Consider the following 13,777-nt stretch of genomic DNA (forward strand, 5'->3'; position numbering starts at 1 on the left):
GGGTTTACCCGGTTTCCCGACGTGACAGGGCGTAGGTGGAACCCACATCATGTGTAAGCACTGTGACCCGCACAATTCGCGCCATGTTCGCTGTTCTTTGAGGAGAAGAAATGATCAAAAGTCAAAAAGACTTTTTCTCCGGCCTAATGTTCACATTGGTCGGTGGTGGTTTTGCTGTAGGTGCCATGAATTACTCCGTGGGTACCGGTGCTCGCATGGGCCCTGGGTACTTCCCGTTGTTGTTGGGCATCGTGCTGGCCGTGTTGGGTGCCTTCATCATCTTTTATTCGCTGGTAGAGCACGCCGAAGACGGTGACAAGGTGGGCAAGTTCGCTTGGCGGCCTATCTTTTACATCTTGGGCTCTAACTTGGCGTTTGGTGTGTTGTTGGGTGGTCTGCCCAGCATCGGTCTGCCAGCCATGGGCTTGATCATGGCGATTTATGCCTTGGTTTTGATTGCCAGCAAAGCGGGTGAAAACTTCGTCCTCAAAGACGTGTTGGTTCTTGCAACCATTCTGTCGGTTGGCAGCTACTTGGCGTTCATCGTTCTGCTCAAACTGCAGATGCCGGTGTGGCCTACCTTCATCACTGGTTGAGTCGGGAGAATAAAAAATGGATCTGCTTTCAAACCTTTCTTTGGGTTTTGGCGTGGCCTTCACGCCCATCAACCTGATGTACGCCCTGGTCGGTTGTATCTTGGGCACGCTGATTGGCGTGTTGCCAGGCATCGGCCCAGTCGCCACCATCGCCATGTTGTTGCCTGCCACCTATGCGCTGCCCCCTGTGTCAGCGCTGATCATGTTGGCCGGTATTTACTATGGCGCCCAGTATGGTGGTTCGACCACCGCGATTTTGGTCAACTTGCCCGGTGAGTCGTCGTCCGTGGTGACCACCATCGACGGCTACCAAATGGCGCGCAAAGGCCGTGCGGGTCCTGCACTGGCTGCTGCTGGCCTGGGTTCGTTCTTTGCCGGCTCCGTGGGTACTTTGATCTTGGCTGCGTTCGCACCGCCTTTGACCGAGTTGGCCTTCAAGTTCGGTCCTGCCGAGTACTACTCGCTCATGATCTTGGGTTTGGTGGGTGCCGTGGTGTTGGCTTCGGGTTCGTTGCTCAAAGCCATCGCCATGATCGTGTTGGGTTTGCTGATGGGCCTGATTGGCACCGACGTGAACTCTGGCGTGGCACGCTTTAGCTTTGACATTCCAGAGTTGACCGACGGTGTGGGCTTTGTGGCTGTGGCCATGGGTGTGTTTGGTTACGGCGAGATCATCTCGAACCTGTCGCAACCCGAAGACGAGCGTGAAGTGTTTACCGCCAAGGTGGAGGGCTTGTTCCCCACCAAGGAAGACTTCAAGAACATGATTCCTGCGGTGCTGCGTGGCACGGCTTTGGGTTCTATTCTTGGCGTGTTGCCAGGTGGCGGTGCTTTGCTGGCAGCGTTTGCGGCTTACACGATTGAGAAGAAAACCAAGCTCAAGCCTGGCGAAGTTCCTTTCGGTCAAGGCAACATCCGCGGTGTGGCGGCACCTGAGTCGGCCAACAACGCCGGTGCACAAACCTCCTTCATTCCCTTGCTGACCTTGGGCATTCCACCCAACGCTGTGATGGCCTTGATGGTGGGTGCCATGACGATTCACAACATCCAGCCGGGTCCTCAGGTGATGACCAGCAACCCTGAGTTGTTCTGGGGTCTGATTGCCTCGATGTGGATTGGTAACCTGATGCTCGTGATCTTGAACCTGCCTTTGATTGGCATGTGGATCAAGCTGTTGTCGGTGCCTTACCGCTTCTTGTTCCCCGCCATTGTGTTGTTCTGCGCCATTGGTGTGTACTCGACCAACAACAACACCTTCGACATCTGGTTGGTGGCAGCCTTTGGTTTCATCGGCTACCTGTTCGTGAAGTTGGGTTGCGAGCCTGCGCCTTTGCTGCTGGGTTTCATCTTGGGCCCCATGATGGAAGAGAACTTGCGTCGTGCCCTGCTGCTGTCACGCGGTGACTGGTCGGTGTTCGTGACCCGTCCTCTGTCGGGTGGTCTGTTGGCTGCTGCACTCTTGCTGCTGATCATTGTGCTGTTGCCATCGATCCGCTCCAAACGCGAAGAAGCCTTCGTGGAAGAGTGATCAGGGCTCACGCCTTGTCTTGAAACGGCACCTTCGGGTGCCGTTTTTCATAGGGCTTGAGTTTTGCGACACAATCTTTCTAAACAGAAAGGCTGCCCATGATGGATCACTCGCAACGCCTCGCATTGCACAACGAAGTTCATGCACGCCCGCCTGAACCTATGCACGCACCCTTGGCGATCTCGCACGTGGTGATGTGGGTTGACCGTGACACGGCCCAAGCCAGTCGGGCCCATTTGGCGCGTTTGCTGCGAGATCACCATTTGCCAGCACCCGACGTGCACACCAACCACGTGCGCATGGACCTGGGGGCCTTTCGCCTGCGCTGGGAATTGCACACCGAGTTCGTGTCGTGGACGTTCATGCGAGCGGGGTCCTCGCAGATGTTGACGCAGAGCAACCTGGTCACGGCGATTGAAGGCGTGCCCCAGCAGTGGTTGTCCGATTTGCCGGGTCAGTGTTTGGCCCGCTTGCATTTGTGGTTGCTTGCCACCGGCGGTCACGACATGCATGACATGTTGCCGCGCATGCTGCACGAGGACACCTTGGTCGCATCTACCGTGGCCGAAGGCCATGGCGAGGTCTACACCGACTTTCAGTTGCACCCCGATGGGTATTCCCGCATCGTGTTGCTGGCGGGCTCTTTGTCGCCCCGTCGCCAAGGACGTTTGGTGCAGCAACTGCTGGAGATCGAGACCTACCGCATGGCGGCCTTGCTGGGTTTACCGGCGGCCCGTGAGGCATCTGCGGCCTTGGCCGATGCCGAGCGTGAGCTGGCAGCCTTGGCCCACGCGGTGCGTAGCGCCCAGACCCAGCACGAGGCAGGTCTGTTGGACCGATTGACCCGTTTGGCGGGTGAGGTGGAAGGTCAATACGCGGCCACCCATTCGCGCTTCTCGGCCACCCGCGCTTATTTTGAGTTGGTCGATCGCCGCATCCGTGACATTGCCGAATCGCGCATGCCTGGCATGCAAACCATCGGCGAGTTCATGGAGCGACGTTTGTCTCCTGCGCGCAGCACTTGCGACTGGGCGGCGCGGCGACAAACGGCGTTGTCCGAGCGGGTCTCGCGTATGAGCAACTTGTTGCGCACGCGGGTGGACTTTGAGCAGCAAGAAAGCAGCCAAGCGCTGCTGGCAGCCATGAACCAACGCCAAGGTTTGCAACTCAAGTTGCAGTCCACGGTGGAGGGTTTGTCGGTGGCCGCTATCACGTACTACATCACGGGCTTGGTGAGTTATTTAGCCAAGGGCGCGGTGCATTCTGGCTGGCCTTTTTCACCCGATTTGACGGCGGCTTGTGCGTTACCGTTGGTGGCTGCTGCGGTGTGGTGGTCGATGCGCCGTCTGCACCACAAGGTCTTTCAAGCTTAAGCACATACAGGATTTGCGATCATGACTCTTTCACGTTGGGTGCGACTGTGCACCGCACTGGCGCTGGCTGCATGCGCCCTACCTAGCCTGGCACAAATCTACCCGAACAAACCGATCCGTCTGATCGTGCCGTTCCCGGCGGGCGGCGCCACCGACATTTTTGCGCGCGCTTTATCGATCAAGTTGCCGGAGAAATTAGGTACCTCGCTGGTGGTGGAAAACCGCCCAGGCGCTGGCGGCACCTTAGGTACCGACTTGGCCGCCAAAGCGCCCGCCGATGGCTATGTGTTGCTGCTGGCCACCACCAGCACCCACACCATCGGGCCAGCCTTCAACGCGCGCTTGCCGTATGACGCGGTGCGCGACTTCACGCCCATTGTTCATGTGGGCAATGCGCCCAGCATCATGCTCGTGCCCAACAGCTCGCCCGCACACAGTGTGAAAGAGTGGATCGCCTATGCCCGCGCCAACCCCGGCAAACTCAATTACGCCTCCAGTGGCAACGGCACCATCGTGCAACTCACGGCCGAGTTGTTCAAAGCCGAGACCGGTTTGTTTGTGGTCCATATTCCCTACAAGGGCACGGCCTTGTCGATTCCCGATTTGGTGAGCGGCAAACTCGATGTGCTGTTTGACTCCTTGCCCAGCGGTATTCCCCATGTGCGTGATGGTCGCTTGCGCGCTTTGGGCGTGACCAGTGCCAAGCGCACGCCTTTGGCACCCGATTTGCCCGCCATCTCCGAGACCGTGCCGGGTTACGAATCGAACACTTGGTTTGGCTTATACGGTCCCAAAGGTTTGCCCGCCGAGGTTGTGGCCAAAGTCAATGCGGCCGTGAACCACACCTTGGCAGACCCAGAAGTCAAAGACAAGTTGTTTCGCCTAGGCATCGAACCCGTCGGGGGCACACCCGCAGAGTTCAGCGCCATGCTGGCACGCGAATCCACCAAGTGGCGCAAGATCATCGTCGACAGAAAAATCACCGCAGAGTAAAAGAGAAAAATGAACTTCAATTTCAACAACCCCTACACCTCCACCCGTTTGCCCGTGTTCGCCCGCAATGTGGTGTCTACCTCTCATCCCTTGGCTGCCCAGGCCGGCTTGCGCATGCTGTGGCAAGGTGGCAATGCGGTGGACGCGGCCATTGCAGCGGCAGCCGCCATCACCTTGACCGAGCCGGTGAGCAACGGTTTGGGGTCGGACGCGTTTTGCATTTTGTGGGATGGCAAAGAACTGCATGGTTTGAACGCCTCTGGTCGCGCGCCGCAAACCTGGACGCCTGAATACTTTCAGCGCAAATACGGCGCTGATGCCAAAACGCCGCCCAAGCGCGGCTTTGACTCGGTCACCGTGCCCGGTGCCGTGGCCAGTTGGGTGGCGATGAGTGAGCGCTTTGGCAAGCTGCCCTTTGAAGACCTGCTGCAACCCGCCATCGAGATTGCCGAACGTGGCTACTTGCTGCCCGTGGTGGTGCAACAAAAGTGGGCCGCCGCCACGCCCGAGCTGCAAGGCTTGCCCGGCTTTGCCCAAAACTTTTTGCCCTGGGGCCGTGCGCCCCATGTGGGCGAGTTGTTCAAGTTTCCCGCTGCGGCCAAAGGCCTGCGTGCCATTGCGCAAACCAAAGGGGCGGCTTTTTATGGCGGTGAGATCGCACATGCGATTGAGAAATTTGCCGCCGCCAACGGTGGCAGCATCACCGCCCGTGACTTTGCAGACTACAAAGCCGAATGGGTCACGCCCATTGCACAAAACTACCGTGGCTACACCTTGCACGAGATCCCACCCAATGGCCAAGGCATTGCAGCGCTGATTGCGCTGGGCATCTTGGAGCACTTTGACGTGGCCAGTTTGGCGGTGGACGGTGTGGACTCACAGCACTTGCAAATCGAAGCCATCAAGCTCGCGTTTGCCGATGTGTACCGCTACGTCGCCGAGCCCCAGCAGATGGAAGTCACCCCGGCCCAAATGCTGGACCCCGCGTACTTGAAGAGCCGCGCCCAACTCATCCACATGAAGAAGGCGCAAGACTTTGGTGCTGGCAACCCCGTCAAAGGCGGCACGATTTACCTCAGCACCGCCGACGAAAACGGCATGATGGTCAGCTTCATCCAGAGCAACTACATGGGCTTTGGCTCGGGCTGTGTCGAGCCCAACTTTGGCATCAGCTTGCAAAACCGCGGTCACGGCTTCAGCCTGGATGCGCAGGGCCTCAACCCCGCCAACTTGGTGGCCCCTGGCAAGCGGCCCTTCCACACCATCATCCCGGCCTTCCTCACCCAAAACGGCCAACCCGTGATGAGCTACGGCGTGATGGGCGCCAACATGCAACCGCAAGGCCACATGCAGACCTTGGTGCGCATGCTGGACTACGGACAAAACCCGCAAGCGGCGTGCGACGCGCCGCGCTGGCGCTACAACGCGGGGCTAGAGATCAACGTCGAGTCCAGCCTGAACCACGACACCGTGGCGGGCTTGCAGGCACGCGGTCACCGCGTGGAGGTGATCAACGACAGCTACCAAGACTTTGGGGCCGGTCAGTTCATCTGGCGCGCTGGCGACCCCAAGGTCGAAGGCTATGTGGTGGCCAGCGACGCACGCCGTGACGGTTTGGCCGCAGGCTTTTAAGCCCATCACACAAGCTCACATTGCCAACGCCCCACTGCATGCATGCTTTGAGCGGTGACAGCCCGTGTCAGCTCAGCCCAACGTGGCGTGCCCTGGGTGTTGGCTGGTTGGTGTGCTTGCTGTGTGTGGGCGCTGCACCCGCCGCGCTGGCGCAAGCGCCTGAGCAACCAGAAATCGCCACCGGCTTGCAACACAAGACCGAGGTGGTTCGTGCGCATTGGGCGGTGGCGGCGGCGCACCCGCTGGCCACACAGGCGGGTTATGACATCTTGCAAGCCGGTGGCTCTGCGGTGGACGCGGCGGTGGCCGTGCAAATGGTGTTGGGTTTGGTCGAACCGCAGTCCAGCGGTTTGGGCGGTGGCGCTTTGTTGCTGCACAGCCAAGGCACACAGGTGGAGGCCTTCGATGGCCGCGAAACCGCCCCTGCCACAGCGAGCGAAGATCTGTTTCTCAATGCCCAAGGGCAGCCCCTGCTTTTTTACCAAGCGGTGGTCGGCGGCCGCGCGGTAGGCACACCGGGTGTGTTGCGCATGCTGGCGCTGGCACATGCACGTCATGGCCAGTTGCCCTGGGCGCGTTTGTTTGAACCTGCGATACGGCTGGCGCAGCAAGGCTTTGCCATCAGCCCGCGCTTGCATGCACAGCTCAAGGCTGATGCTTACCTGCGCCTGGACCCGGTGGCCCGCGTTTATTTTTACCAAGCCAATGGCGCGCCCCACCCCGTGGGGCATGTGTTGCGCAACCCGGCCTTGGCGACTTTGCTGCAACGCATTGCCACCGAGGGGGCACAGGCGTTTTACACCGGTGAGGTGGCGCAAGCCATGGTGCGAAAAGTGCAGCAGCACCCCGGCAATCCCGGCCGTTTGAGCCTGCAAGACTTGGCGCAGTACCAAGCCCTGGAGCGCGAGCCTGTGTGCTTTGCGCACCTTGCCATGCAACGCCGCTACCGCATTTGCGGTTTTCCGCCGCCGAGTTCTGGCACCTTGGCGATTGGCCAAATTTTGGGACTGTTGCAGCACACCGCAGAGGCTGATACCCCCTTGCGCGATGGCCTGCCCACACCGCAGTGGTTGCATGCCTACAGCGAGGCTTCTCGCCTGGCCTACGCTGACCGCGCGCAGTATGTGGCAGACCCCGCCTTTGTGACGGCACCCGGGGGCGATTGGCGGCACATGCTCAAGCCCACTTACTTGCGCGAACGCGCGGCCTTGATCGGCCCCACACGCATGCCCCAGGTCACCCACGGCAACCCTGTGCGGGACGAACACAGCCAGTACGCGCCCAGCCCAGTGCAGCCCGAGTACGGCACCTCACACCTGAGCATCGTGGACGGGCAGGGACGTGCCGTGGCCATGACCACCACCATTGAGAGTGCGTTTGGCGCGCGCCAGATGGTGCATGGGTTCTTGCTCAACAACGAACTCACCGATTTCACTTTTGTGCCGCGTGATGTCCAAGGTCGCCCGGTGGCCAACCGGGTCGAGCCACGCAAGCGGCCACGCTCATCCATGTCGCCGTTGCTGGTGTTCGACCAAGACACGGGTGCGTTGGTGATGAGCCTGGGCAGCCCCGGTGGCGAGATGATCATTCATTTCACCGCCAAGGTGTTGCTGGGGGTGCTGCACTGGGGGCTCTCGCCGCAGCAGGCGGTGGACTTGCCCAACTTTGGCAATCTCGGTGGCCCCATGGTGTTGGAGACACAACGCTTCAGTGCTGCCAGTGTGGAGGCTTTGCGCGCACGCGGCGGTGACGTGCAAACACGCGACCTCACCAGTGGCACTCAAATCTTGCAGCGCCAGACGCGCGAGGGGCGTGCGGTGTGGGTGGGCGCGAGTGACCCACGCCGCGAAGGCGTGGTCATGGGCCAGTGATCAAGGCTCGGGCGTGGCGATGGGCTTGCGTTGCCCTTCGCGTCGGGCAATCCACAGCGTGGACAGCAAGATCACCGAGGCACCTATCCAGGTGGTTTCGCTGGGCACCTCGGTGAACACCCACCACCCCATGAGTGACGACCACACCAGGTCCAGGAACCGCATCGACTGCGTGGCCGAGATGTCGGCCACATGGAAGGCACGCGTCAAACAGTAATGGGCGACAGTGCCCATGATGCCTGCGGCAAAAAAGTTGGCCCATTGCCAGGCGCTGGGATTTTTCCAGTGCAACACGGCCATGGGCAAACTGAAGATGGCGACCGTGATGGCTTGCCACAGCACGATGACCCCAGGGCTTTCGTAACGGGTCAAGGCTTTGGTGATCAAGAACGAGGCCGCAAACACCGGCGCTGACGACAGCATGACCAAGTGGTACACCCCGCCATTGTTGGAGAGGTGCGGCAGCAGCACCACCAAAACACCTGCAAAGCCAAACAATGCGGCAATCCAACGGTCACGGTGCATGCGTTCGCCCAAGAACCAGGCGGCACCGATCATGATGAAGATGGGGCCAGTGAAGCTGATGGCCGTCATGTCGGCCATGGGAATATGCGGCAGGGCGATGAACCACAGCATCAGGCCCGCAGCATGCACGCCGCCGCGCCAGAACTGACCCTTGATGTCTTTGGGCCAATAGGCCGCAGCCCCCGATCGCCACACCACGGGCAGCAGTACCAGCAGGCCACAGAAGTAGCGCAGGAACTGGGTTTCAAATGCATCGAGCTCGATGGACATCTTGCGTGAAATCACATTGAGCATGGAAAACATCATGCCGCCGGCCACCATCCAAAGCATGCCCTGCAAGGGGCGCGGCAGTCTGCCTGCGGCGCGGTGAGTGCGGTGTTGGGCCAGGCGCAAGCGCCGTCCGAAAAATTGGGTCATGTGGAAAAAAAGGTGAGGGTGGTCGCTAGGGCAGACACTGGGTGTACGTTAAGGTGCAGCGTCATCCTGAGGCTTGGGACTCTCGCGCATCAGGGCATAGCGGCTCATTCGCTGCGCTTGCACCAAGCGGAATACCCGCTTGAGGGGCGTGCCGATCAGGGCCAAGGTCTGGCTGGCCAGCATCAGGCTGCCTTCAATCACTTCAGGCACCACCTCGGCAGCGCCTGCGGCGCGCAGTTGTTCTAAGTCTTTGTCGTCATGGGTGCGCACCACCACCGGCACATGGGGCGCGTGCTCTTTGACCCACGCCAGCACTTTGAGTGCAGACGCGGTGTCGGGGTAGGTCACCACCACCGCCGCGGCGCGGGCCAAGCCCGCAGACATCAAACTGGTGAAGCGCGTGGCATCGCCAAACTCCACATGGTGGCCCATGTTGCGGCCGCTTTGCACTTTGTCGGGGTCGCTGTCGAGCGCTACATACGCGACGCCTTCCAGACTCAACAGGTCTACCAAGTTGTGGCCGCTGCGCCCGTAGCCACACACAATGACGTGGTTCTCCGTCTGCAAGGTGCGCTGCGCCATGCCGGTGAGGGCCAACGATTGTTCGAACCAGTCGGTGCTGACTAAGCGGCTGACGATGCGGTCAGCATTCATCACCAAAAAAGGTGTGGCAATCATCGACAGCACCATCGACGCCAAGATAGGGCTGATCCAAGCCGATGGGATCAACCCGTGGCCTTGACCCAAAGACAGCAACACAAAGCCGAACTCACCCGCCTGGGCCAAATAAATGCCGGTGCGCAAGCTCACACCAGCCGTTGCGCCGTGCAGTCTCGCCAACACAAACACCACTGCGGCTTTCATCAGCACGGGCACCACGGTGAGTCCCAGCACCCAGGCCCAGTTGTCGACCACCACCTCCCAGTCCAGCTTCATGCCGATGGTGATGAAGAACAAGCCCAGCAGCACATCGTGGAAGGGGCGGATGTCGGCTTCCACCTTGTGTTTGAAATCGGTTTCGGCAATCAACATGCCGGCCAAGAAAGCTCCCATGGCCAGCGACAGGCCAGCCCACTCCGTCAACCAAGCCAGCCCCAATGTCATGAACAACAGGTTGAGCATGAACAACTCGTCGCTCTTGCGCCGCGCCACCAGCATCAACCAATGGCGCATCACGCGCGGGCCGCCCCACAGCAGCACACCCACCAATACAGCGGCTTTGAGCGCGGCGATGGACAGGGCGCGCCACAAGTTGTTGTCGCCCATGTCGGCCAACGCGGGAATCAGCACCAGCAAGGGCACCACCGCCAAGTCTTGAAACAGCAACACGCCCATCACGCGCTGGCCGTGTGGCGATTCAAGCTCCACCCGGTCAGCCATGAGCTTGACCACAATGGCCGTGCTCGACATGGCCAGTGCACTGCCCATGGCCAAGGCGGTTTGCCAACTGACATGCCAGGGGCGGGCGAGTTGTGTCATGCACCAAGCAATGCCCAGGTTGAGCACCCAGGTGCCCAGCAAGGTCAGCACCACTTGGCCGAGCCCCAGCCCAAACACCACCTTGCGCATCTTGTTGAGCTTGGGCAGGTTGAACTCCAGCCCGATCACGAACATCAAAAACACCACACCAAATTCGGCCAAGTGCTCAACGGCAGTGGAGTCTTTGGCCAGCGCCAAAGCATTGGGGCCAATCACCAAACCTGCCAGCAAGTAGCCCAGCATGGCCGGCAAATTCAGCAAGCGACACCCCACCACGCTGACGACTGCGGCGCAGAGATAGAGCAGGGTCAGTTCGAGGGAAGACATAGGTGAATGGTATCAACCGCCCGAATTGACCTCGACACAAACCGGTCATCCCCAGGCCATTAAACTTGAGGGCCATCGAACCCAAGGAACCGTTGATGTTGTTTCAAACCATCATGCAAACCAGTCTGCGCAAGCTCAGGGCCAAGTTGCATTTGTCGCCTCGTCCTGTGGTGACGTCCAACGAGCCCGCGCCCAAACACGGCCTTTGGTTGTTCATCGCCGTGGTGTTGGCAGCCTTGGCTTTGGCGGTGGTGTTGTCGCGTTTTTTCTGAGGCATGCCACACACCATCAAACCCAGCGTACCGGGGCTCTTGCTGGCATCTGCAGGTGCCATTGCCTTCAGTGGCAAAGCCATCATCGTCAAGCTGTCTTACCGTTATGGCGTGGATGCGGTCACCATCATCATGTACCGCATGCTGTTTGCCTTGCCGTTTTTCTTATTGCTGGGCTGGTGGTCTGAGCGCCAGGCGCATGCCCGTGCCAACCCGCTGACCCGTGCCGACGCTGCGCGCATTGCTGCACTGGGTTTTGTGGGGTACTACCTGTCGAGCTACCTCGATTTTTTGGGGTTGCAATACATCACCGCCAGTTTGGAGCGTTTGATTCTGTACCTCAACCCCACCCTGGTGGTGTTGATCGGTTGGCTGTTGTACAAAAAACCCATTCAACCCATCCGCATGTTGGCCATGGCAGTGAGTTACAGCGGCGTGTTGCTCGTGTTTGCGCATGAACTGTCGTTTGCGGGTGCCGATGTGCTGCTGGGCGGCAGCTTGGTGTTTGCCAGTGCACTGACCTATGCGATGTATTTGATTTACAGCGGTCAGTGGGTGCAACGCATTGGCGCCATGCGCTTGGTGGGATGGGCCACCAGTGTGGCCTGTGTGTGTTGCATCGTGCAGTTTGTGGTGCTGCGCCCTTGGTCGGCAGCCGATGTGCCCGTGGATGTGTTGTGGCTGGCGGGCTTGAATGCGGTGGCTTGTACCGTGGCTCCGGTGCTGATGGTGATGATGGCCATTGAGCGCATTGGTGCCGCCTTGACAGCGCAAACTGGCATGATCGGCCCCATGGCCACCATTGCCCTGGGCGTAATGGTGCTGGATGAACCACTCAATCTGTGGATTGGGTTAGGAACCCTGCTGGTGTTGAGTGGTGTGTTTATCGTTTCAAAGTACGGAGCAAAGTGATGGATTTAGGTCTCAAAGGTAAGTGGGCGTTGGTGGGTGGTGCAAGCAAGGGTCTGGGCTTGGGCTGCGCGCAATCGCTGGCGCGAGAAGGCGTTAACGTGGTGATCGTGGCGCGTGGTGCAGAGGCGCTGAACGCGGCTGCAGTGGAGCTGCGTAAATTTGGCACCACCATTTTGACCGTGCCCATGGACATCACAACCCCTGAGGGGCGTGAAGCTGTTTGGTCGGTGGCGGGTGGCCCTGGCAAAAGCTTTGACATCGTGGTGACCAATGCTGGTGGGCCACCTCCTGGCGACTTTCGCAACTGGGAGCGTGAGGATTGGGTCAAAGCTTTGGACGCCAACATGCTGACCCCGATTGAACTGATCAAAGCCACGGTAGACGGCATGGCCGAGCGTGGCTTTGGCCGTATCGTCAACATCACGTCGGGCGCGGTGAAGGCACCGATCGATGTGTTGGGCTTGTCCAACGGCGCACGTTCGGGCCTGACTGGTTTTGTGGCGGGTTTGGCGCGCCAGCCTAAATTGGCGTCACGCAACGTCACCATCAACAACTTGTTGCCAGGTGCCTACGACACAGACCGCATCCGCACCACCTTGAAAGGCGCGGCAGAAAAAACGGGCAAGTCGATTGAGGAAGTGGCTGAAGCACGCAAGAAAACCATTCCGACGGGGCGCTTTGGCCACCCTTCGGAGTTTGGCGACACCTGTGCGTTTTTGTGTTCGGCACAGGCGGGGTACATCACGGGACAAAACGTGTTGACCGATGGCGGGGCCTACAGCGGCACGTTCTAAAGAAACCTGCTCGACCCACAGCCCTTGATGCGCCTAAGCATCAGGGGCTTTTTTATCGCCGCGACGACACCACGATGCCGCCCACAATCAGCGCGAATGCGGCCATGTGGTACCAAGCGGGCAACTCACCCAAGGTCAAGACAGATAGCAGGGCCGCAAACAAGGGCGTGAGGTTGGCAAAGAAACCCGCGATGTTGGGCCCGACTTGTTGCACACCCAGACCCCAGCAGCGGTAGGCCAGCATGGCCGGGCCCACGGCCACAAACACCAACGCAGCCACCAGCGGCCAGCTCCACAGAATGTGCGCGTCGGTGATGGCCCATTCACCTGCGGTGAACAGCCCTGACCACACCAGCCCCAATGCGATTTGTGCCATCAAGAAGTTGGCCCAATCGTTTCGCACCTCGGTGGGCTCGGTGGTTTTTGCCAGCAGCCAGCTGTAACCCGCCCATGAGGCGGTGGCGATGAGCACGAACACATCGCCCATCACCAACTGCACTTGCAGCAAGGCTTGCCAATCGCCTCGGCACAACACCAGCAACACGCCGGTGATGGACAACAAGGCCCCAACAATTTGTCGTTTGCGAACGGTTTGTTTGAAAAAGAGGGCGCCAATGCCCAGCATGAACACCGGGTTGCTAGATGCCACCAAGGTGACGTTGATGGGGGTGGAGGTTTGCAACGCCAAATACTGCAAGCTGTTGTAGCAGCCGACGCCCAAGAAAGACAGCACGGCATAGCGCTTCCAGTGCGACCACAAGGGGCTGTGACGCCGCAACACCTGGTAGGTAAAGGGCAAGAGCAGCAGCCCGGCCAAGACCCAGCGCACAAAGTTGAGCGTCATCGGCGGGATCATCGCGTGGATCATGCGACCCACGATGACGTTGCCGGCCCAAAGGAGTGGAGGTATCAACAAAAGCGCCGCAGAGCGCGGCGTCAGGGCTTGGGCAGAAAAATGCATGGGCTGGACTCTAACCGAGCATGAATAACCGAGGTGACACCCGAGGTACGGCGTTTCATGGCAGGATGCCGAACCTTAAATTTTTTGCCATTCCCCT

The 13,777-nt window shown here is 59.6% G+C and carries 12 protein-coding genes; 9 read left to right on the forward strand and 3 right to left on the reverse strand.

Annotated features, from left to right (window positions below):
• Positions 1–110 precede the first annotated feature (110 nt).
• The 6 genes from B9Z39_RS12125 to B9Z39_RS12150 all read left to right on the forward strand — a co-directional run bounded on the left by B9Z39_RS12125 (position 111) and on the right by B9Z39_RS12150 (position 7,993).
• Positions 111–596, forward strand: a complete 486-nt coding sequence (locus B9Z39_RS12125; protein ID WP_100146379.1) for a tripartite tricarboxylate transporter TctB family protein — start codon at positions 111–113, stop codon at positions 594–596.
• A gap of 16 nt (positions 597–612) precedes the next feature.
• Entirely contained in the window at positions 613–2,124 is a 1,512-nt protein-coding gene (locus B9Z39_RS12130) for a tripartite tricarboxylate transporter permease (protein WP_100146380.1), read from the forward strand.
• 98 nt (positions 2,125–2,222) lie between these two features.
• Positions 2,223–3,497 (forward strand): DUF3422 family protein, encoded by a 1,275-nt coding sequence (locus B9Z39_RS12135; RefSeq protein ID WP_100146381.1) that lies wholly within the window; start codon positions 2,223–2,225, stop codon positions 3,495–3,497.
• Between the two features lie 21 nt (positions 3,498–3,518).
• Complete coding sequence (locus tag B9Z39_RS12140) at positions 3,519–4,490, forward strand: tripartite tricarboxylate transporter substrate binding protein (protein ID WP_100146382.1); 972 nt, start codon at positions 3,519–3,521, stop codon at positions 4,488–4,490.
• A 9-nt stretch (positions 4,491–4,499) separates the two neighbouring features.
• Positions 4,500–6,122, forward strand: coding sequence for a gamma-glutamyltransferase family protein (locus B9Z39_RS12145; RefSeq protein ID WP_100146383.1), 1,623 nt, complete (start codon positions 4,500–4,502; stop codon positions 6,120–6,122).
• Positions 6,123–6,160: 38 nt separating this feature from the next.
• Positions 6,161–7,993 carry a gamma-glutamyltransferase family protein gene (locus B9Z39_RS12150; RefSeq protein WP_108301902.1) on the forward strand — a complete coding sequence of 611 codons (1,833 nt, stop codon included), beginning with the start codon at positions 6,161–6,163 and terminating at the stop codon, positions 7,991–7,993.
• Here B9Z39_RS12150 and B9Z39_RS12155 read toward each other — a convergent pair whose 3' ends face one another.
• Together B9Z39_RS12155 and B9Z39_RS12160 are read right to left on the reverse strand one after the other, a co-directional pair.
• Complete coding sequence (locus B9Z39_RS12155; protein WP_108301903.1) at positions 7,994–8,935, reverse strand: DMT family transporter; 942 nt, start codon at positions 8,933–8,935, stop codon at positions 7,994–7,996. It lies immediately after the preceding gene.
• A gap of 48 nt (positions 8,936–8,983) precedes the next feature.
• Positions 8,984–10,741, reverse strand: a complete 1,758-nt coding sequence (locus B9Z39_RS12160) for a cation:proton antiporter (RefSeq protein WP_108301904.1) — start codon at positions 10,739–10,741, stop codon at positions 8,984–8,986.
• 95 nt (positions 10,742–10,836) lie between these two features.
• On the opposite strand from B9Z39_RS12160, the gene B9Z39_RS16995 reads away from it, so the two are divergent.
• The 3 genes from B9Z39_RS16995 to B9Z39_RS12170 are packed head-to-tail and all read left to right on the forward strand — an operon-like array spanning position 10,837 to position 12,719.
• Complete coding sequence (locus tag B9Z39_RS16995; protein ID WP_158236149.1) at positions 10,837–11,013, forward strand: hypothetical protein; 177 nt, start codon at positions 10,837–10,839, stop codon at positions 11,011–11,013.
• Between the two features lie 3 nt (positions 11,014–11,016).
• A complete protein-coding gene (locus B9Z39_RS12165) occupies positions 11,017–11,925 on the forward strand; it encodes a DMT family transporter (RefSeq protein WP_100146387.1) in 909 nt (302 codons plus the stop codon).
• A complete protein-coding gene (locus B9Z39_RS12170; RefSeq protein WP_100146388.1) occupies positions 11,925–12,719 on the forward strand; it encodes an SDR family oxidoreductase in 795 nt (264 codons plus the stop codon). Before B9Z39_RS12165 ends, B9Z39_RS12170 begins: the two co-directional genes overlap by 1 nt.
• Positions 12,720–12,771: 52 nt before the next feature.
• On the opposite strand, the gene B9Z39_RS12175 is transcribed toward B9Z39_RS12170, so the two are convergent.
• Positions 12,772–13,680, reverse strand: a complete 909-nt coding sequence (locus tag B9Z39_RS12175) for a DMT family transporter (RefSeq protein ID WP_100146389.1) — start codon at positions 13,678–13,680, stop codon at positions 12,772–12,774.
• Between the last annotated feature and the right edge of the window lie 97 nt (positions 13,681–13,777).

It is taken from the genome of Limnohabitans sp. JirII-29 (assembly GCF_003063395.1).
Taxonomy (GTDB): domain Bacteria; phylum Pseudomonadota; class Gammaproteobacteria; order Burkholderiales; family Burkholderiaceae_C; genus Limnohabitans.

Excerpts from the sequence above, each read along its gene's own strand:
- B9Z39_RS12125 (WP_100146379.1), top strand. The coding sequence starts at position 111 with ATGATCAAAAGTCAAAAAGACTTTTTCTCCGGCCTAATGTTCACATTG.
- B9Z39_RS12130 (WP_100146380.1), top strand. The coding sequence starts at position 613 with ATGGATCTGCTTTCAAACCTTTCTTTGGGTTTTGGCGTGGCCTTCACG.
- B9Z39_RS12135 (WP_100146381.1), top strand. The coding sequence starts at position 2,223 with ATGATGGATCACTCGCAACGCCTCGCATTGCACAACGAAGTTCATGCA.
- B9Z39_RS12140 (WP_100146382.1), top strand. The coding sequence starts at position 3,519 with ATGACTCTTTCACGTTGGGTGCGACTGTGCACCGCACTGGCGCTGGCT.
- B9Z39_RS12145 (WP_100146383.1), top strand. The coding sequence starts at position 4,500 with ATGAACTTCAATTTCAACAACCCCTACACCTCCACCCGTTTGCCCGTG.
- B9Z39_RS12150 (WP_108301902.1), top strand. The coding sequence starts at position 6,161 with ATGCATGCTTTGAGCGGTGACAGCCCGTGTCAGCTCAGCCCAACGTGG.
- B9Z39_RS12155 (WP_108301903.1), bottom strand. The coding sequence starts at position 8,935 with ATGACCCAATTTTTCGGACGGCGCTTGCGCCTGGCCCAACACCGCACT.
- B9Z39_RS12160 (WP_108301904.1), bottom strand. The coding sequence starts at position 10,741 with ATGTCTTCCCTCGAACTGACCCTGCTCTATCTCTGCGCCGCAGTCGTC.
- B9Z39_RS16995 (WP_158236149.1), top strand. The coding sequence starts at position 10,837 with ATGTTGTTTCAAACCATCATGCAAACCAGTCTGCGCAAGCTCAGGGCC.
- B9Z39_RS12165 (WP_100146387.1), top strand. The coding sequence starts at position 11,017 with ATGCCACACACCATCAAACCCAGCGTACCGGGGCTCTTGCTGGCATCT.
- B9Z39_RS12170 (WP_100146388.1), top strand. The coding sequence starts at position 11,925 with ATGGATTTAGGTCTCAAAGGTAAGTGGGCGTTGGTGGGTGGTGCAAGC.
- B9Z39_RS12175 (WP_100146389.1), bottom strand. The coding sequence starts at position 13,680 with ATGCATTTTTCTGCCCAAGCCCTGACGCCGCGCTCTGCGGCGCTTTTG.